The 19377-nt window shown below is 72.9% G+C and carries 12 protein-coding genes; 6 read left to right on the top strand and 6 right to left on the bottom strand.

The genetic code is table 11. The features are described from left to right. Nucleotides 1-659: 659 nt before the first annotated feature. Entirely contained in the window at nucleotides 660-1256 is a 597-nt protein-coding gene (locus tag ACGF15_RS06855; RefSeq protein WP_362613390.1) for a GNAT family N-acetyltransferase, read from the bottom strand. 489 nt (nucleotides 1257-1745) lie between these two features. Here ACGF15_RS06855 and ACGF15_RS06850 point away from each other — a divergent pair, with 489 nt between their 5' ends. Continuing rightward, on the top strand, nucleotides 1746-2405 hold the full coding sequence (locus ACGF15_RS06850) for an NADPH-dependent F420 reductase (protein WP_392797092.1): 660 nt from the start codon (nucleotides 1746-1748) through the stop codon (nucleotides 2403-2405). A 452-nt stretch (nucleotides 2406-2857) separates the two neighbouring features. Here the strand turns inward: ACGF15_RS06850 and ACGF15_RS06845 are convergent, their stop codons facing one another. Then, nucleotides 2858-3775 carry an EamA family transporter gene (locus tag ACGF15_RS06845; RefSeq protein WP_392797351.1) on the bottom strand — a complete coding sequence of 306 codons (918 nt, stop codon included), beginning with the start codon at nucleotides 3773-3775 and terminating at the stop codon, nucleotides 2858-2860. A gap of 262 nt (nucleotides 3776-4037) precedes the next feature. Between ACGF15_RS06845 and ACGF15_RS06840 the strand changes: the two genes are divergently transcribed. Next, the gene (locus tag ACGF15_RS06840) at nucleotides 4038-4940 is read left to right on the top strand and encodes a LysR family transcriptional regulator (RefSeq protein WP_345615771.1); all 903 of its coding nucleotides are present in this window, start codon (nucleotides 4038-4040) and stop codon (nucleotides 4938-4940) included. Between the two features lie 295 nt (nucleotides 4941-5235). Further along, nucleotides 5236-6888 (top strand): alkaline phosphatase D family protein, encoded by a 1653-nt coding sequence (locus ACGF15_RS06835; protein ID WP_392797091.1) that lies wholly within the window; start codon nucleotides 5236-5238, stop codon nucleotides 6886-6888. 453 nt (nucleotides 6889-7341) lie between these two features. On the opposite strand, the gene ACGF15_RS06830 is transcribed toward ACGF15_RS06835, so the two are convergent. The 3 genes from ACGF15_RS06830 to ACGF15_RS06820 all read right to left on the bottom strand — a co-directional run bounded on the left by ACGF15_RS06830 (nucleotide 7342) and on the right by ACGF15_RS06820 (nucleotide 11350). Then, entirely contained in the window at nucleotides 7342-7983 is a 642-nt protein-coding gene (locus tag ACGF15_RS06830) for a cyclase (protein ID WP_392797090.1), read from the bottom strand. A gap of 472 nt (nucleotides 7984-8455) precedes the next feature. Continuing rightward, complete coding sequence (locus ACGF15_RS06825; protein WP_392797089.1) at nucleotides 8456-9598, bottom strand: serine hydrolase domain-containing protein; 1143 nt, start codon at nucleotides 9596-9598, stop codon at nucleotides 8456-8458. A gap of 198 nt (nucleotides 9599-9796) precedes the next feature. Then, entirely contained in the window at nucleotides 9797-11350 is a 1554-nt protein-coding gene (locus tag ACGF15_RS06820; protein ID WP_392797088.1) for an MFS transporter, read from the bottom strand. A 590-nt stretch (nucleotides 11351-11940) separates the two neighbouring features. Between ACGF15_RS06820 and ACGF15_RS06815 the strand changes: the two genes are divergently transcribed. Next, nucleotides 11941-12474: a 2'-5' RNA ligase family protein gene (locus ACGF15_RS06815; protein ID WP_392797087.1), complete on the top strand. Its 534-nt coding sequence runs from the start codon at nucleotides 11941-11943 to the stop codon at nucleotides 12472-12474. 2377 nt (nucleotides 12475-14851) lie between these two features. Continuing rightward, a complete protein-coding gene (locus ACGF15_RS06810) occupies nucleotides 14852-16129 on the top strand; it encodes a protein-glutamine gamma-glutamyltransferase (protein ID WP_345615765.1) in 1278 nt (425 codons plus the stop codon). A 461-nt stretch (nucleotides 16130-16590) separates the two neighbouring features. Here the strand turns inward: ACGF15_RS06810 and ACGF15_RS06805 are convergent, their stop codons facing one another. Next, entirely contained in the window at nucleotides 16591-17124 is a 534-nt protein-coding gene (locus ACGF15_RS06805; protein WP_362609970.1) for a sortase, read from the bottom strand. A 786-nt stretch (nucleotides 17125-17910) separates the two neighbouring features. Here ACGF15_RS06805 and ACGF15_RS06800 point away from each other — a divergent pair. Continuing rightward, the gene (locus ACGF15_RS06800; RefSeq protein WP_345615762.1) at nucleotides 17911-19026 is read left to right on the top strand and encodes a substrate-binding domain-containing protein; all 1116 of its coding nucleotides are present in this window, start codon (nucleotides 17911-17913) and stop codon (nucleotides 19024-19026) included. Nucleotides 19027-19377: the final 351 nt, after the last annotated feature.

Raw genomic sequence — 19377 nt, 5'->3', positions numbered from 1 at the left:
TCCAGCGTTCGGCCACACCGCGCCCCGTGGGGGAGCGCGGCGTGGGTGGGGGATGGGAGCAGACACCGGCCGGTGGCGTCGGAAAAGTGGCACAGGGCGACTGGTTACCGCTAGGTAGCCGAATGTTTCATTCAGATGACAACACTCGGTGTGAGCGCACTGGTGACTGTGCGTCAGGGACAAGTGGTATGCGATCCGGGCACTCGGGGCCTCTCCACCGCGGCGTCCGGGTGGGGCTGACGGCACCGGGCGCGGTGCCTGCCCGCCCCGAGGACGGCGGCGCGGCGGGTCGGCCGGCCGCGCTCCCGGCTCGGCTCACCACCCTGAGCCGTCCGGGGGAGCGGCGGTCCGACGGCATCCCGCACGGTGCCGCGCGCAGGGGCGTCGATCCCGCCGTGTGCGTCGTCGTGGACCGTCGTCCCGGTGATCCGGCGGCGTCCGCCGCCGGTATGAGGTCTCCCGGAGGCGCAGGCGGCGTTGACCGACCGACCGGCCGGAAGGGCGGCGGGTCACGGTCCTCCACGGGCATGGGCGAGCTGCCCGACCGGTAGGCCGGACGGCTCGCGGTCCAGCGGGTGCCCCGGGGCGGGGGCGGACTCGGTGCGCTGCGGGGGGCCGATGCGGGGAGGCGCCCCTCGGCCGCGCGGGCCGACGGTCCCTCAGGGGCGCCGGAAGTCCTCACGGTTCAGGAAGACCAGCTGTGCTCGCTTCTCGGGGAGCTCCACCTCCGGACCCTTGGTGAAACCGGTGCGCACAAAGCGCTCGACCGCCCGGTCGTTGCGGGCGTCGGGCTCCGCCACGATCCTCCGGCGGCCCGGGTCCTCGAACAGGTGGGCGAGGAAGGAGCCGAGCAGGGCTCCGGTGAAGCCCGGGCGCGCCGGGCCGGCCGGCGTGCCGATCAGGACATGGATGCCGAAGTCTCCGGGGAGGACGTCGTAGCAGTCGCCCACCGGGTCGTGTGCGGGCTCGTAGGTCTGGAACAGTGCGACCGGCCGGCCGTCCAGGTGGACGAGGTGGGCGTGGTGCGTCGTCAGGGAGTCCAGGTAGGCGTAGATCTCCCGGACGCGTTCCCGGCTGGCACCGAGCATGCCCCAGTACCGGGCGCGTTCCCGGCTGACCCAGGAGTGGAGGAGCGTCGCGTCCGCGTCCGGGACGACGGGGCGCATGCTGAGGGTGCCCAACCCCTCGATCGCCTCCGTGTAGATCGTTGCCGGGTCGTTCGGGGCGACTGTCGTGTGGTGGTGATCGTGTGTCATACGCCCGTCGTCCACTCGCGAGGGACCCGGGCCGCAACCGCCGATGCGAGCTGCGCAGCCCCCGGGGAGGCGAGGGCCCAGGTCGGATCCATGTAGGGTGCCGGTAGTCTCTCATGATCGAACATCTCTGCGGAGGCCGGGGAAGGGACCGTGCGGCGGCTGTCCGGGAAAGGGCGGGGCTGCCCGGACAGGGCGGTCACGGGCAGCACCGGCCCGCTCCACCGGACCGGTGCCGCGGGGCCCTCGCGTCCGCAGCGCCGCGGACGGTGCGCACCTTCCGCACGTTGACGGTGCATCTGTCCGGTGCTCCGCCGGGGAGGTGCGCAGGGGCGTTCGCCGCCACCCAGCCGTCGGTGTCCTGCCCCTGCCGCCGCCGGCCGTGGGCGCACGACGGCCTGCCGCATCCTCCGCGGGCGCTGGCGGGCTCGCGGCCTCGTGCGCCGCGTTCGCGAGGCCGACCGACACTCCGTCCCAGGGAAGGGCGACACCATGAAGATCACTGTCCTCGGCACCGGCGAAGTCTGCCGGCTCCTCGCCCCGGCCTTGCTGTCCCTCGGCCACGAGGTCGTCGTCGGCACCCGTGATCCGGAGACGACCATGGCGAGAAACCACGCCTACCGCGTGCTGGCCACCCGTCACCCGCAACTGCGGCCGGCCTCCTTCCCGGCAGCCGTCGACGCTGCCGAACGCTCCGGACTGGTCGTCAACGCGCTCTCCGGACCGGCCTGCCCCGACGCACTCGCCCCGCTTGCCGAGGGCCTGACCGGCCATGTGGTGATGGACGTGTCCAGCCCCTACGACTGGTCCCGGCCGGACGCGGTCCTGGATCCGGTCAACACGGACAGCCTCGGCGAGGCGATCCAGCGCGCCCTGCCCGGCAGTTACGTCGTGAAGACGCTCAACACGCTGGCGGCGCAGGTGATGCCCGAGCCCGACGCGGTCGGGCCCGACCACACCGTCTTCCTCAGCGGCGACGACGAGACGGCCAAGGCCCGGGTCGGCGACCTGCTCAGGGCGCTGGGATGGCGGGACGTCCTCGACCTGGGGGGCATCGGCACCGCCCGCGCCACCGAGATGATGCTGCGCATGTGGATCGACGTCTCGCGAGCGCTGGGCACCCACCTCTTCGGATTCAAGATCGTCCGCTGAGGCGGCCTTCTCGCACGCCGGTGCCCGGCTCGCCGGGGCACCCAGCCCCGGCGGGAGCCCGGTGCCCGGGTCCGGGCGGACCCGGCGGCTCGGCGGAGGAGGCGGCGTCCCGGCCGCGCGGCCGAGCGCGGACGTGGGGTGGGGCACTCGTCGGGCCAGGGGGTGGGAGCCGTGGAGATCACCGTCCAGTGGATACGGACGTCGTGGACGAAGCAGTGCCGGGCAACATCGCACATGGCCCCGTGGGGAACGACGTGTTCCTGTCGACGCCCGCGGTGCTCGTCGACGAGCGGGGGCCGCTCAGGTAGCCCCGCTGCCGCGTCGCCGCCACCGGGCCCGCCGCCTCTCCGCCTCTGCGCGGAGAGGCGGGCCGCCTGTCGACGCCTTCGCTGCCCTCCTGCTCCGTGGGCAGGGCCCGTCCGAACGCGGAGGCGGGGAGCCGGGGCGGGAGTTCATCGTGCCGTGCGCTTCTCCCGTCGCCGCTCCGGGGCCTCCCTGCGCCCGCGTCCGCCGGGGACCTGCCCGGCGACGAGTGCGGTCAGGGCGAGCGCGAAGCCCGCGCACTGGAGCGGGGCGAGGCCCTCGCCGAGTGCGAGGAACCCGATCAGTGCGGCGACCAGCGGGGAGACCAGCACGAGCAGGGCGGTGGCGGTGACCGGGAGCCGGCCGATGCCCCGGAACCACAGTGTGTAGGCGAGTACGCCTCCCACGGTGCCCAGCCAGACGTATCCGGCCGCGGCGCGGGCGTCGACCGCGGGTGGCATCCCCTCGACTGCCAGGGCCACCGGCAGCAGCACCAGTCCGCCCGCGGTGAGCTGCCAACCGGCCAGCGTCAGCGCCCCCACGCCCGGCGGCCGTCCCCACCGCTTGGTCAGGGTGACGCCCAGGGCCATCGACGCGGTCCCCGCGAGCCCGGCCGCGACTCCTGCCCCGTCCAGCCCGGCCGTCGGCCCGAGGACGACCAGCCCCACCCCGGCGGCCCCGGCCAGGCCCCAGCCCACCCGCCACCACGACGGCGACTCCCGCAGCACCGCGACCGCCAGACCGGCCACCACGATCGGCTGGACGGCGCCCAGCGTCGCCCCCACCCCGCCGGGCAGCCGCTCGGCCGTGAGGAACAGCAGCGGGAAGAACACCCCGATGTTCAAGGCGCCCAGCACCCCGGCCTTCCACCACCACGCCCCGACCGGCAGGACCCGCGTCCACGCCAGCGCCAGCAGTCCCGCCGGGAGCGAGCGTGCCAGGGCGGCGAACAATGGACGGTCCGGCGGCAGGAACTCCGTGGTCACGGCGTACGTCGTGCCCCAGGCCACGGGAGCCAGCGCCGTCAGCGCGATCAGCGCCGCCCGCCGCCCGCCACCCGACCGCACCCCCGTGGGGCCCGGCGGCCGGTGGACGCCGGAGGCCGCGGCGCCGGTCTGCGTGTCGGCGGGTGCGGCGGGTGCGGCGGGTGCGGCGGAGGAACGGTCGGGTGGTGTGGGCGCGGTGGTGACGGCGGGTGCCGTGGAGGGGGACGCGGTGGAAGGGCCGGGTGCGGCGGTCTGCTGGGTCACACCGGCAAGTCTCGAACCCCCTCAGTCATGAGTCCAGGACATGCTTTTCATTCCATCGATCGTGATTCAAGATGGATGGATGGATCTGCAGCAACTCCGCTACGTCGTGGCGGTGGCCGAGACCCGCAGCTTCACCCGGGCTGCCGAACGGTGCTTCGTCGTCCAGTCCGCGCTCAGTCACCAAGTGGCCCGGCTGGAGCGGGAACTGGGGCTCAGGCTGTTCGCGCGCACCAGCCGCCGTGTCGAACTCACCCAGGCCGGTGAGGCGTTCCTCCCCGCGGCCCGCGAGTCCCTCGCCTGCGCCGAACGAGCGGTCACCGAGGCGGCCGCCGCCACCGGCGAGGTCCGCGGCCGCCTCACCGTCGGGGTCATCCCGACCGTCGCCGCCGTGGACATCCCCGACCTGTTCAAGGACGTCCGTGACCGGCACCCCCGGATCCGGATCGCCCTGCAGACGGGCGCCAGCGACACCCTCACCGCACGGGTCGCGGCCGGAGACCTGGACGCCGCCTTCCTCGGCCTGCCCGAGGGGGTTGCGCCCCGCGGAGTGCAGGTGCGGGAGCTGGCCCGCGACCGCTCCGTCGCGGTCCTGCCGGCCGACCACCCCCTCGCCGGGCAGCCCCTGATCCCGCTGGCACGGCTCGCCGAGGAGACCTTCGCGGACTTCCCCACCGGCTCACCCGGCCGTACGCAGAGCGACATGGCCTTCGCCGCCGCCGGGCTGCAGCGCGAGGTCGCCTTCGAGGCCTCCGCCGTCGAGCTGCTCCTGCGGCTCGTCCGCCGGGGGCTGGCCGTCACGCTCCTGCCCCGGATGTTCGCCCGTCCTGCCGGCCCCGGGCTGGTCACGGTCCCCGTCACCGACGGTCCGCGCCGCGTGGAGTACCTCGTCTGGAGCGACTTCAACCCCACACCGGCTCTGCGTGCCTTCCTCGGGGTCCTGGACCGTCACGCCCCCCGCCCCGCCGCGGACGGCGGGCAGTGACCGGGGGTGCGGTGGTGCTGCGGCGGCCGGGCGGGGCAGCGCGCCCGCAGCCGGAGCGGCCCCTGCCGGGTCCGTCCGGCGTCCTCGGCAGGAGGCGCTGTACCACGGAGCGACGAAGAGCCGGAGCCGGCAGGGCGAGGCATGGCCCCGGCCGTGCGCGGTCCGGGGCCCGCGGTGTGTTCCGTGAGGTCGGCTGTGCGCACGTCGCCAGGGTGTGACACACCGCGCGACGGGAGCGCGAACTCGCCGAAAAGCGCCTAACGGTCGGCATGACCAGTCAGTAGCCTCCCCGGACGTGACCAACAGAGCCAGCACCTCCACGAGCCGCCGGACTGTCGTCAAGGCCGCTGCCGGCACCGCGATCGCCGGGTCTGTCATGGCCGGCACCACTTCCGCCTTCCCTGCCCTCGCAGCCGAACCGGCTGACGTGTTCCTCCACGGAGTCGCCTCCGGGGACCCGCTTCCCGAGGGCGTGCTCCTGTGGACCCGGGTCACCCCGACCCCGGACTCCGTGCCCGGTTCCGGCAGTGGCCCGGACACCGACGTGGACTGGGAAGTGGCGGAGGACCGGGGATTCACCCGTGTCGTGGCCCGGGGCCGGACCACCGCGACGGCCGCCGGCGACCACACGGTCAAGGCGGACGTACGGGGCCTCAGGCCGGCGGGCACCTACTACTACCGGTTCACCTCCGGCGCCGCGGTCTCCCCCGTGGGCCGCACCCGCACGGCTCCCGCCGCCGACTCCTCCGCTCCCGGCCTGCGGTTCGGCGTGGTCTCCTGCGCCAACTGGGAGTCCGGGTACTTCGCCGCCTACCGGCACCTGGCCGCCCGCGCCGACCTCGACGCCGTCGTCCACCTCGGTGACTACATCTACGAGTACGGGACGGGTCACCTCCCTGACGAGAGGTACGTGGTACGGCGGCACGAGCCCCGGCACGAGATCCTGACGCTCTCCGACTACCGCCTGCGGCATGCCACGTACAGGACGGATTCGGACCTCCAGGCGATGCATGCCGCCCACCCGGTCATCGCGATCTGGGACGACCACGAGATCGCGAACAACAACTGGTCGGGCGGCGCCGAGAACCACACCCCCGGTGCCGAGGGCGACTACGCCGACCGCGCTGCAGCCGCCAAGCAGGCCTACTTCGAGTGGATGCCCGTACGCCCCGCCACCGAGGGCACCGTCTACCGCCGCCTGCGCTTCGGCAAGCTGGCCGATCTGCACCTGCTGGACCTGCGCTCGTTCCGCTCGCAGCCGGCGTCCGTGGGCAGCGGCAAGGTCGACGACCCGGACCGTACGATCACCGGACGGGCCCAGCTCGACTGGCTGAAGGCGGGCCTGGCGTCCTCGGACGCCACCTGGAAGCTGGTGGGCACGTCGGTGATGATCTCACCGATCGCCTTCGGCTCGCTTCCGGCCCATCTGCTCCGGCCGCTCATCGAGGTGCTGGGCCTTCCCCGGGAAGGTCTCGCGGTCAACGTGGACCAGTGGGACGGCTACACGGACGACCGGAGGGAGCTGCTCGACCACCTGACCCGCCGGGGCGTCGAGAACACCGTGTTCCTGACCGGCGACGTCCACACGGCCTGGGCGAACGACGTCCCGGTGAAGGCGGCGACGTACCCGTTCTCCGCGTCGGCCGCCACCGAGTTCGTGGTGGCCTCGGTGACCACCGAGAACCTGGACGACGTCCTGCACGTCGCCCCCGGCACGGTCTCACTGGTCGCGAGTTCCGCCATCAGGCTGGCCAACCGCCATGTGAAGTGGGCCGACCTGGACGGCCACGGCTACGGGGTCCTCGATGTGACGGCCGAACGCTCGCAGATGGACTACTACGTCCTGTCCGACCGGACGAAGGCCGACGCGACGGCCAGCTGGATCCGCTCCTACCGGACCCGCAAGGGCACCCAGCGGGTCGAGCGGGTGAACCAGCCGGTGCGCTGACGGCGTGCGGGCGGGCCTGCGCGCATGGGAGGCGTCGCCGTCGGCCTGAGCGTGGGGCGGGGTGCCGACCGCTGCGTGGCCGCTCCTCGACCATCCGGATGACGGCGGTGGCGGCCTCACTCCTGCCGGGCGCGTGCCGATCCGGTCCGGCCGGAGGCGATCACCGACCGCCGGGCTCGGACGCGGGAGCCCCGCTCCCGTGGCAGTGGGTGGGGGCCGCCCGCCGGCCCACCGGCGCTGAGGCGCCTCGGGGGCAGCTTCGAACCGACCGGGAGGCCGGGTCGTTCGCCGGGATCGCCGCCGCGTGCGACTTGGGCGCGGTGTCCGTCCTCGGGGCCGGGTGCCCGGACCGCCGGGTGGCGGTCCGGGCGGGGTGGCGCGGTGGGGCCGGCAGCCGTGGGGCGTCCCTGCGCGCTGCGGCCCGCGTGCCGAGTGCCGTTGCGGCGGCCGGTGTCAGGTGATGGACGTGGAGCTGAGGACCGGGTTGGGGGACGGGAAGCAGGAGGTGGGTACGTTGACCGTGACGAAGAGGATCGGCACGCTCGCGGTGAAGGTGAGCCCGGGGTCGTCGTAGCCGGTCCCGGAGAGTCGCGTCTCGACGGTGCCGCCGGAGGGGCCGGCCGTGAGGTCGAGCCTCAGGGCGGGCAGGGTGAAGTCGGCACCGCCGTTGATCGCGCCGGGCACCGTCAGGACGATGGTGCCGCCGCTGACGGAGACGGTGGGTTTGCCCGGGCCGGTGCCGGAACCGCCGGACAGGGTCACACCGTTCAGCGTGGCGTTCTCCGGGACGGGCGCGGTGAGCTTGATGTTCTTCAGTGACTTGACCGTGTAGCCGCCCACGGAGCTCGGCACGGTCATCTGCTGGGTCGCCAGGGTGACGGTGAAGGAGTCGCCGGAGGCGACGGATGCCGGAGCGGTGGCTTCGACCTCGGCGTCGAGGTCGAAGGTCTGGGCAGAGCCGACGGGGGGTTTGGCCTGGCAGTCCAGGCCGACGACCGTACCGGCGGCCGAAGCGGGCGCCGCCGCCAGTCCGGCCAGCGCCAGGGCGGCTGCAGCCGTCGTCGGCACACGTGAGAGCGCGGATCTGAGTCCCATGGCTTCTCCTCGGGGGGTGGGGGTGGACCCCGCGCGGACCGGCTGCGTCCGCAGGCCCTTCTCCGGCCGGTGGGGATGCCGGGCGAGGTCCGCACGCCCGGTGCGGAGCTCGCCGTGCTGCCGAGGAGGCACGGCATCTGCCGCGTCTCGTGGCACACCACGGGGGAGCAGCCGCACAGAGCAGTCTGACATGAACATGGCAGCACAATTCCCGTGTGGTGTACAGGTGTATTTCGGGCGCCCTGCCGGCCGCCCCCTCGGCGGTCGCGGAGCGGGCCCGCGGGAGTCGTCGGCGTCGGGCCGCACTCGGGTTCCGCTGGCCGGGCCCGGCGGCGGCCCCTGCGCACCCGGCGGCCGAACGGCCCGGCGCTACGGGGGGCGTGGAGGGGGTCCGCGGGGCGCTCCTCCGGGGCCGAGGGTCCGGGGGCGGGCCCTCGCCGGCAGCGCCGGGGCCGTGCCCCCGCCGCCCCCCTCACAGGCTCGCGTACACCGCGTCCACCAGTGCCCGCTTGCGGAAGTCGTCGACGAGGCGGGTGCCCATGCCGTTCATCACGTAGCCGACGCCGATGCCCGCTTCCGGGTCGGCGAGGCCGAAGGAACCGCCGAGGCCGTCGTGGCCGAATGCGCGAGGGTTCGGGCCGTACCAGCCCCGGTCCCCGCTCAGCCAGCAGCCGAGGCCGCACTCGGTCCCCGGCCCCACGACGGGTCCCAGGACGAGGTCGGTGCAGGCTCCCTGGCCCTCGCGGACCCGCTCGACGGATTCCCCCGACAGGCCGCCGGGGCCCCCGGCCAGCATCCCGTACAGCGCTGCCACGGCCCGCGCCGTGCCGTGGCCGTTGGCGGCGGGCAGGTCCGCGCGGCGCCAGGCGGCGGAGTTCGCCTCACTCGGCCCGACGAGGGGATTGGCCAGCGCCGCCATGGCGGCCGGATGCAGCGCGCCGGGAGGTGGCTGCTCCACGGGGGTGCCGGCCTCGGTGGGGAGGGGGAGGAGCTCGGCCACCCGGTGGTCCTGCGCCGCGGACAGGCCGATCGCGAAGTCGATACCGCGGGGGCCGGTGACGTGGTCGGCCAGCCACCTGCCGGTGCTCAGGCCGGTCACCCGGCGTATCACCTCGCCGACCAGGAAGCCGTAGGTGAGCGCGTGGTAGCCGGAGCGGGTGCCCGGCTCCCACCAGGGCTCGGCGGCGGCCAGTCGACGGGTCGTCGACTCCCGGTCGTACAGGTCCTCCACCGTGAGGGGGTCCCGCAGGCCGCACAGCCCGGAGCGGTGCGAGAGGAGGTGGCGCACCAGCACCTTCTCCTTGCCGGCCGCCGCGAACTCGGGCCAGTAGTGCGCCACCGGGGCGTCCAGGTCCAACCGGCCGGCCTCCACGAGCAGATGGGCGACGAGAGCGGTGACCCCTTTGGTGGTGGACCAGACGTTCACCAGGGTGTCGCGCTGCCACGGCCGGGTGCGGGCGGCGTCCGTCCAGCCGCCCCACAGGTCCACGGCGACCACGCCGTCCACCGACACGGCCACGGCGGCGCCCACCTCGCCCGCGACGCGGAAGTTCTCCTGGAAGGCCGAACGGACCTCGGCGAAGCGGTCCGTGCATGTGCCGTACACCTCGTCCATGCCGAGCATCCCTTCGGTGACCTGACGGGGCGCCGATCATACCGACCGGTCGGACTGGTGAACAGGCTGCGGTGGTGCGGGTCGCTGCCGGCGCTCGGTCGACGAGGCGGTCCGCACCCGGGGCCTGCTCGCCACGCCGCCCGGGGCGAGGCGGACACGTCCGGACGCGGGGCCCCGGAGGCGTGCGGCGTGCTCCCGCTAGGACGGAGTGCTGTGCCGCCGGTAGGGGCGCCAGACCAGCGGGAGGGCCAGCCCGGCGGCGACGGCCACCAGCCCGGCCACCCGGATCGCATCCCCGGTCCCCGTTTCCTGCACGTCGCGCAGAACGGTCCGGATGGTTTCCCGGGTCGCCGAGGAGACCCCCGACAGCAAGGCGTCCGCAGCGGCGGAGTCGGTGACAGCGTTCGCGAGCTTCTCGGAGTCCGCCTCGGACAGGCCCTGCCCACGGGCGGTGTCCACGGCCGTGTCGTCCTCGAACAGGCGCTGCGCCACGGAGAACACCGCTACGCCCAGGGCGCTCCCGATCATGCTGGATTCCTTGAACACCCCCGACGCCGTGCCCGCGAGCCGGATCGGAGGCCCCGCGACCAGGGCACGCGACATCGGGACGGACAGCACACCCAGGCCCATGCCCGCCAGCACCTGGCCCGTGACGACGACACCGAACCCCGCACCGTGCGCGACCTGGCCCGCCACCAAGGCCCCCGCCCCCAGGCACACCAGCCCCGTCGCGACGGGGAGCCGCGGGCCGTACCGGGATTCGAACATGCCGCCCACCGGGATGAACAGCAGGACCGTCGCGCTGGCCGGCAGCAGGAGCAGCCCCGTGGCGAACACCGAGTAGCCCGCCACGTCCTGGAAGTAGACGGCCAGCAGGAAGACGACACCGGCGAACACCGCGTTCATCGTCGTGTTCGCCAACAGCGAGCCCCGGAACGAGGGATAGGAGAACAGCACGAGGTCGAGCAGCGGCTCGGCCACCCGCCTCTGGATGAGGACGAACGCCGTACCGAGGACCACTGCCGCACCGAGCATCGCCAGGATCAGCGGGTCGTCGAACCCGCGCTCCTGCCCCAGCGTGCAGCCGTAGATGAGCAGGAAGAATGCCGCCCCGCTGGTCAGCACCCCGGGGACGTCCACCCGCCGGGAGGCCTCGGCGTCCCGCACCTCGAGCACGTTCCGCCGCACCAGCCACAGCGCAGCCAGCCCCAGCGGAACCGTGATCCAGAAGATCGACCGCCAGCCGAGGAGGACCGTGAGCAGCCCGCCCGCGGCCGGCCCGGCCGCCTGCCCGAACCAGGTCGCTCCCATCCAGGCACCGAACGCCCGAGGCTGCTCGGCCGGCGGGAACAGCGCCGGGATCAGGGACAGGGTGGCCGGGAGCACGAACGCCGCTGCCGCCCCCATCAGCCCACGGCCCACCACCAGACCCGTGTACCCCGGAACGAACAGAGAGACGAGCGAGAAGACCGACATGCCCACGAGCCCGAGCTCCAGCATCCGGCGCTGGCCGTACGCGTCGCACAGGCGCCCGGCCGCCAGGACGAGCACACCCGTCGCCAGACCGAAGGCGTTGTTCGCCCACTGCAGCTGCGGCAGCGTGGCCGGAATCTCCCGCGCGATGGTCGGGATGGCGACCGCGAAGTCCGCGAAGCCCAGCCACACCAGCGTCGCCGCCAGGCAGATGCCCGTGAGGGCCCGCCACCGGTGCTCGGGATACTCACCGGCCGCCGGGCTGGTCGGAACTGTCATCGCGCGCTCCCTGCACGTCGGCCCCGGCTCACCGGCCGTCCGCTCGGCGCCGACACGGCCCGTGCACGGGAGGATCGCGACAGCGGCACAGGCACCATAGAAGAACGCAACCCGTCATACCGCGCCGCCGCGCCCGTCCCGCCCCCGAAGAGGGACGGCCGTGCGACGGCAGGGCGGTCTCGCCGGACGTCCCGCGTTCCGGGGGCGGGACGGGCGCGGCGGCAGATCCGGGTGGGAAGCATCGGGAGGCACGACCTCAGGGGGCGTCACTTCCAGGAGGGGAAGCCTTGCGCTCGCGGCATCGGTGGTGTCGACGGCGGCCGGCGGGCCGGACCTCGGCCCAGGGCACCGTCCTCCCCACCGGCCCCCAGGGGCCCCCGCCTGCTCGCGGGGAGCAGGGGAGGCGCACCACCACGCCCGCCCGCGGTGCCGGGGTCTCGGCGCATCCGTCACGGGCCGGGGGGCCGGCCCCCCGGCCCGCGATGGAGAAGCGCCGGCCGCGGGTACCGCCCCGTCGCTGTCCGCGGCGAGGACGACGGCCGGCAACCCGGGTCGTACCCGCCTGCCCGCCACGGCGGTAGGCTGCCCAGGTGCGCACGGTCGAGCTTCTGCTGGACGAGGAGGCGGAGCTGGCGGTTCGGGAGGCGTGGCGCCGGCTCGCGGATGCGGGGCTGCCCAGCCAGGCACGGCACCGCTCGTCGACGAACAGCCCACACCTCACCCTTGCCTCCTGCCCGGAGCTGACCACCCCGATCCGCTGGGGGCTCGCCGAGGTGGTCGCCGCCCTCCCGCTGCCGGTGCACCTCACCGGCCTGGTCCGTTTCGAGCGGCCTACGTCCGTGCTGGCCTGGGGACTGGACCGGGAGCCTGCGCTGACCGGCCTGCACCGTCGCGTCTGGGAGGCGGTCGCCTCGGACAGCCGGCCCGAGACCCTCAACCCCTTGCACGCACCCGGACGCTGGAGCCCGCACATCACCCTCGGCCGGAGTCAGCGGCCCGGCGCCTTCGCCGACCGGCGAGTCCCCGAGCTGCTGCCGGCGTCGCCGCTGTCGGCCCGGCTCACCACTTTGCGCAGCTACGACACCGACACCGGCGACCTGGAGGTGCTGGAGCCCCGCACCTGAGGCGCGCCGGACGTTCGGCACCGCGTCGGGGCCGACCGTCGACCCGCGCCTCCACCCACCCCGGGACCCCGCCGCGCGGGAACCGCCCGGACCGGAGCGGCGAGGCAGCCACCCGGCCGCAGCCACGGCCGGGGCGCGGACGTCCCCGGCCTCCCGAACGCCGACGACCCGACGCCTACCGCCGGGGGGAGGGCGCCATGTCCGGCGCCAGCAGGGCCACGGCCTGCTGCGCCAGGGTCTCGACCAGAGAGATCCCGGCCGACCGGCTGGGCTGGTCGTCGCTGAGGACCGCCACGAGGCAGCGGCGGCCCCGTGCTCGGCGATGCCGATGCTGTTGATCACCCAGAGCCCGGTCCCGCTCCAGGGCGGCCTGCCGTTCTTTCACCAGGCGCCGCCACCGGACGCGGCGGCCGGAACACCCCAGTCCCGATCCGCGACTCTGCCGCCCACGAGTTCCCCGGACTGTCACGGGAGGCCGGTGAGAGCGGCGGGTCGTCGGGGAACACGGCCCTCAGCAGACGCAGCTGGTCGGACGCGGTGGTCTCGGTCAGCCCCCACAACCCGTCGGCTCCGGGGGATGTCTCCTCCAGCCCCAGGCGCGGATTCGCCCGCGCCAGGCCCTCCCCACCACCGATGGCGTCCCACAGGGCGGTCGCCGCGGCGTTGTCGCCCTCCCGGATCATCAGCGCCGCCTGCTCCCGCTCCTCCTCGCCGAGCGCACGGGGTCCGTCGCCTCCGCTCCGGAGGCGTCCGGTACGAGCCGCTGCCGGCCGACGTGCCATCACCGCTGCTCCCGGCCCGGCGGGCCTCAACAGGACATCCGGCGAGTGCGTTTCGGGTCGCGACCTGGGGAATCCGTCAGCCTGACCGGCTGCACCATTCGGCGGGACGCCATCCGGAAGCCGCAGGGGCAGGGGATCCGCCGGGCCTGCCGGCTCGGAGGAGGGGGCGTCGAGCGGGCCGGACCCGGGGCAGGAGCGGAATCCGGCGCACCGATCCGCCGTGGGCCGGGGGCGAACTCGGCCGTGTCGTCGAGCAGACGGTCGCCCTCGTCCGACGGTTCGAACGTCTCGCCCTCTTGCCGGGCACGCCGCACCGAACCCCGCGGCGCCCTCGTCTCCCTCTCCCGGAGCCCGGTGCACCGCAAGCGCCGCCGGAAACACAACGCGTGGCGGTGCGAAGGCCCGGAGGCGGCGCGATCAGGTGGGTCGCCGGCCGGCGCTTCGGCAGGGGCCTCTCACACAGGCGGCTCTCGATGCGACTGGATCCCGCCGAGCACACGTCGACCCGTCACCGACCGCGCGGGCGGAGGGCCTGCTCCGCAGTCTCACACCCATCGCTTGACCTGCGATTCCACGTGGGCGAAGGGTCGCTCTGCATGCCGATCGCCCACGATCCCGTCCACGGCACCGTGGGGTTCCCGACAACCTCGCCAAAGTCCTCGCCACGCGCCGCTTGCCAGGAGCGGAGGAACGCTGCCGTACCGACTCCTCCCTTCATGCTCGTCCGGCTCGGATAAACGGCCAGATATCGTTCTTCATGCCGGAGTGGCCGAATGTGAGGCCCTGGTGTTGCCGGGGAATCAGCGTGCAGAGACGATCACCACTCGTAGCAACCTGATCACTCATCCAGGAGCTCGAGACGTGATACGTCGAACCACTGTCCGCGCGCTCACCGCCGTCGCCGTGACCGCGGTCCTCGCCCAGCCTCCCCCAGAGAGCCCACGCGGCCGCCCCGCAGACCGCCGCCATGGTCGAGGCGGACGACGCCAACCCCTTCCACCGGATGGGACTGCACGGCCTGCGAGTCGGCTTCCGGCTGATGTGGATGTGCCCCGCGCGCCACTGTGCGGGGCTCTGGTCTCTGGTCCTGACGGACAACGCCGGGCAGCACGCGTTCGAGGGCGGCAGGCTCTTCGTGTACGCGCCGGCCACGGGTGAGTCCGGCGCCTTCCTCGACACGGACGTCGCCGTGCGCACGGTCGATCACCCGGGCCAGGTCCGTCTGGCCGACACCGGTTTCCTGTGCTCCCCCGCGTGTCGAGGGCCGCTGCGACGACCCCGGTCACCCGGACCGGGCCCGCGTCGTCGCCTCGGCGACGCCCCTCGTGCAGTGAGCCGACCGACCTCGACCGCCCGGGGCTGCCGGCCCGGAAGCGGGGCACCGAGTCGAACTCGGGCCGCCCGGCGACCAGCACGGTGACGACGGGCGGCGACCGCATCGCGGCCTTCGCCCGCACCCACCGCCCGCCGTCTTCCACGGCGGCGCCGGGGCTCCCGCCGTGGCCGGAGCCGACGCAGGACGGTGCGTCCGAGGCCCTGAGCGAGAGCTCGCCGAAACCCTCCGTCGGGTTCGGGCCCCGGTATGCCCTCGTCTCATGAATCACACGACAAAGGAGTCAAAGATTTTCATGAACAAACGTCAGAGCTTTCTCGCATTCACCGCTTTGGGCGCGATCGTGTGCGCCACCGGGTTCATGCCGTCGGGCAGTCCGGCCGAAGGCGGCGGTGACGAGGGAAGGAAGGGATCCTATGCCGAGACGCATGGCCTGACGGCGGCTGATGTCGAGAACATCAACGCTCTGAACGAAAGGGCTCTGTACCTGGGCCGGCCCGGCAAGTCCCCGGCAGGGCTGCCGCCGAGCGCCGACGCGTTCTCCCGAAGCTCCGGCATGGAAACCCCTCCCGCCGAGCCGCTCGACAGGATGCCCGACGCGTACCGCGCCTACGGAGGCAGGGCCACCACAGTCGTCAACAACTACATACGCAAGTGGCAGCAGGCCTACAGCCACCGCGACGGCAGGATACGGCAGATGACCGAAGAGCAGCGAGAGCAGCTGTCCTACGGTTGCGTCGGCATCACATGGGTCAATTCCGGCCCCTACCCGACGAACAGGCTGGCATTCGCGTTCTTCGACGAGAAGAAGTACCAGAACGACCTGCAGAACTCCAGGCCCCGGCCCAACGAGACACAGGCCGAGTTCGAGGGGCGCATCGCCAAGGGCAGCTTCGACGAGGAGAAGGGATTCAAGCGGGCTCGCGACGTGGCGTCCATCATGAACAAGGCTCTCGAAAACGCCCACGACGAGGGCGCCTACATCGAGAACCTCAAGAAGGAGCTGGAGAGCAGGAATGACGATCTGCTCCACGAGAGCAGTCGCTCGAACTTCTATTCGGCGCTGAGGGACACGCCGTCCTTCAAGGACAGGAGCGGAGGAGATCACGACCCGTCAAGGATGAAGGCGGTGATCTACTCGAAGCACTTCTGGAGCGGCCAGAGCTGGTGGGCATCGCCCGAGAAGAGGATGTTCGGCGACCCGGAGGCCTTCCGCCCCGACCCGGATACGGGCCTCGTCGACATGTCGGGTGACAGGAACGTCCCGCGCAGTCCCGCGAAGCCTGGCGAACGATGGGTCAACTTCGACTACGGCTGGTTCGGGGCTCAGACCGAAGCGGATGCCGACAAGACCGTCTGGACCCACGCCAACCACTATCACGCGCCCAGCAGCGACGTGGGCCCCATGCGCGTATACGAGAGCACGTTCCGGAATTGGTCCGCCGGGTACACCGACTTCGACCGCGGAACCTACGTCATCACGTTCATCCCCAAGAGCTGGAACACCGCCCCCTCCAAGGTGGAGCAGGGCTGGCCGTGACGGAACCGGGCGGGAGTACCGGGCCCGAGCCCGATGCCTCCCAGCCCGCCGCTGGCCGAGGGCCAGGCTCCGCCGTCACCGGGAACCTCGCGAGGTTCCCGGTGACCTGGGCTCCGATGGACATCCGCCACAGCTCCACCGACACGGCGAGCACCGCGTGCGGCGCAACGCGCGCGACGCCATCCGGCTTTCGACCGGGTGGATGGGAAGGAGGCAGGCCTGAGGCGACGGGCGCTGCCAAGACGGCAGCCCGTTCGTCGGCGCCGAGGAGCCCTGCTGCGGCGCGGGTCTCGTCCTCGTCGAGCCGGATGCATCGGCGGATCGAGACGATGCCTTCGCGAGGGCCGGGGAGCCCCCGGGAGGCGAGGCCCTATTACGGGGGGCGGAGGCGGTCACGGCCGGGTGTGCGGACGCCCGGGGCAGCGTCGTCCCACCGGCGGGTGCTGAGGGTCAACGTTTGATCAGGCAGCTGTCCGCGTGTCTGTGGAGCGTCGGCGCCATGTGGTCACTCCGCCGGCGACGGCTCCGCCGAGCAGCAGCCCGCCCAGAGCGAGCCGGGAGCCAGGGTCGTCCAGTTGACCGGCTCCGGCGGCCCAGCCGCGCCCCGCGTCGATGCCGCCCTTGGGGCGATCGACGATCTGGTACGTGACGGTCTGCTTGATCCGAGGCGGGCACTTGAGGGTCACGGTGTCCGTGCCGGAAGTGGCGTTCTCGGGCACCTTGAACGTGCCCACCAGAACACCCTTCCGGTCGCCCGCCAGGAGGTGGAACTTCCCGCCCGCCTCCGACTCGCCCTTGCCGTAGGTCTCCTTGCCGCAGGCGGACGTGGTGACAGTGACTGTCCTGCCGGGAGAGGCCTTCCGCGGGCTGAGCTCGACGTCGGCGGTGGACTTGCCGATGGCCGGTTCCGACGAGGCGGCCATGGCGGCGGGGGCGGATAGAGCGAGGGCGCCGATGATCAGGGCGACCTGGGGGCCAACGTGTGCGAGACGCATTCTTTCTCCTTCGGGAAACCTTCCCTGGCCGTTTGTCTGCGCGGCGCCTGTGCTGTGCTTTCCTCTGACGAGGCAAACCCCGGAGTGTGATCATCGCAACGTGAGCGGGGCGCGCGAGCTTCGCCCGGTTGGGCTGCTCACGGGTGCTTTTGTTCGCATTGCCGCAGGTCACGACGATGGATGCGCCACGGAGAAAGTGATGGTGCCTCAGGGGCGAATGGGCGAGGGTTCCGCCCGTCGGATCGCTCGTGGCCCCGTCGCATCGTTTGCGGGCCACGACGCCTGAGTACCGCCGATCGTGCACACGGGTGGGTGCCGGCGTCGTGGGTGTGGGGCTCGACTTGGGCCTACTCGCACTGCACGGGGTCCCTCGGGTGCGCACTGCTCCCGGACCCGGCGGCCGCACCGGTGCGCCCGCGCCGCTCACCGAGTGGAGGCGCAGTCGGGGCGAGGTCCGTCGGTGTGTCCGCGGGGGGCCGGCCGAGGGTGGGCGTGATGGTGCGGGTGGTCTCGGGGGAGGCCACTCGGGTGCGGGTGGCGAGGGGGTGGGGTTGGTGGTGTGTCGGTGCCGGGTGGGGGAGCGGGTGTGGCGGATTGGTTGCTGTTCCCGGGGCAGGTGCTCGGCGTGCCTCGTTCTGTGCGTAACTGCTTGAATGCGTGGTTACAGGGAATCACGTTGCCGTTACGTTGACCGGGCGCCTCTTGACGTTGTTCGGCCTGACCAGTTGGATTTCGGCCACCTTGGCTGTAAATGGTGCAGCCTGTCAGGGAGGTTGGATTCAACCAATGAACGCACATCTGCGTCGTGCCGCCCTCGCGGCCGCCGCCACCGCCGTGCTCGTACCCCTCGCTGGCTGCGGGGCCGAGGGAGAGCCGGGCGTGAGGCTGAGTGACGACATCGTCGTCGGACTGCTCCTCCCGGAGAACCAGGCCGCCCGCTACGAGCAGTTCGACAAACCGGTCATCGAGGAGCGTATAGCCCGTCTCACCAACAACAAGGGCACGGTCCGCTACGCCAATGCCCGCAACGACGCCTCCCTGCAGGCGCAGCAGCTCGAGTCGATGGTGGAGGGCGGTGTCGATGTGCTGATCGTGGATGCGGTGGATGCCAAGGCCATCGCCGGCGCGATCGAGAAGGCCGACGAGGCCGGCGTCCCCGTCGTGGCGTTCGACCGCCTCGCCGAGGGCCCGATCGACGGCTATGTCTCCTTCGACAACGACGAGGTCGGGCATATCCAGGGCAGGGCCCTGCTGGAGGCTCTCAAGGGCAGCGGTTCGGGGGCCGGTGTGCCGGGGGGCAAGATCGTGATGATGAACGGCTCGCCGACCGACCCCAACGCCGCCCTGTTCAAGGAGGGTGCCCACGCCGAACTCGACGGCAAGGTCGAGGTGGGCATGGAGTACGACACCCAGGACTGGAAGCCGGAGAACGCGCAGGCCAACATGGAGGCCGCGATCGCCACGCTCGGCAAGGACACCGTCATCGGTGTCTACTCCGCCAACGACGGCATGGCGGGCGGCGTGATCACGGCGCTGAAGTCCGCCGGAGTCACCGACCTCCCGCCTGTCACCGGGCAGGACGCGGAGCTGGCCGCGGTGCAGCGCATCGTCGCGGGCGAGCAGTACATGACCGTGTACAAGCAGTACGCGCCGGAGGCGGACGCGGCCGCCGAGATGGCCATTCTGCTGGCCCGGCGCATGGGGCTCGGCGCCGCCGCGCACACGGACATCGCCACGCCCACCGAGAAGTCGGTGCCGACGGTGTACATCCCGGTCATCGCTCTGACCAAGGACAACATCGAGGAGACCGTCGTCAGGGACGGCCTCTACACGGTGGAGCAGATCTGCGTCCCCGAGGTGTCGGATGCCTGCGCGGAGCTCGGGCTCATCCCGGGAGAGTGACGGCCACGCGGGCCGCCCCCGCCGGACCCCGTGCCGGGGCCGCCGGCGGCAGATGGGCCCCGGGGGCGAGGCGGCCGCGAAGGGATGGTGCGATCGTTGTCGAAGCCTTGTGGCGGTCGCCGGTTCCCGTCCTTCGGGCCACGGATCGCGCGGTTGCTGCGGCGACGTGCTCCGCTGCAGGGTGTTGCCTTGAGCGCGTCCGCCCAGGACGAGTCCGGCGGCCTCGGGCTCCTGTAGCGGCGGGGGCGGCGGTCTCGGCCTCGTGCGGTGGCAGGCGGGTCGCGCCGTCGAGGCGCAGGTTCTGCACGCGGGCAGGAGCCCGGGGCCATGCCGTGGCCCGCGGCCGCCAGG

Origin of the sequence: Streptomyces sp. NPDC048001 (genome assembly GCF_043203115.1) — a bacterium.
In the GTDB taxonomy this organism is placed as follows: Bacteria; Actinomycetota; Actinomycetes; order Streptomycetales; family Streptomycetaceae; genus Streptomyces; species Streptomyces sanyensis.
Note: the sequence above shows the minus strand (reverse complement) of the source record. Positions and strands in the feature narration are given on the sequence as shown.

Coding starts and splice junctions, on each gene's coding strand:
- ACGF15_RS06855 (WP_362613390.1), bottom strand. CDS start 1,256: ATGACACACGATCACCACCACACGACAGTCGCCCCGAACGACCCGGCA.
- ACGF15_RS06850 (WP_392797092.1), top strand. CDS start 1,746: ATGAAGATCACTGTCCTCGGCACCGGCGAAGTCTGCCGGCTCCTCGCC.
- ACGF15_RS06840 (WP_345615771.1), top strand. CDS start 4,038: ATGGATCTGCAGCAACTCCGCTACGTCGTGGCGGTGGCCGAGACCCGC.
- ACGF15_RS06830 (WP_392797090.1), bottom strand. CDS start 7,983: ATGGGACTCAGATCCGCGCTCTCACGTGTGCCGACGACGGCTGCAGCC.
- ACGF15_RS06825 (WP_392797089.1), bottom strand. CDS start 9,598: ATGGACGAGGTGTACGGCACATGCACGGACCGCTTCGCCGAGGTCCGT.
- ACGF15_RS06820 (WP_392797088.1), bottom strand. CDS start 11,350: ATGACAGTTCCGACCAGCCCGGCGGCCGGTGAGTATCCCGAGCACCGG.
- ACGF15_RS06810 (WP_345615765.1), top strand. CDS start 14,852: ATGAATCACACGACAAAGGAGTCAAAGATTTTCATGAACAAACGTCAG.
- ACGF15_RS06805 (WP_362609970.1), bottom strand. CDS start 17,124: ATGCGTCTCGCACACGTTGGCCCCCAGGTCGCCCTGATCATCGGCGCC.
- ACGF15_RS06800 (WP_345615762.1), top strand. CDS start 17,911: ATGAACGCACATCTGCGTCGTGCCGCCCTCGCGGCCGCCGCCACCGCC.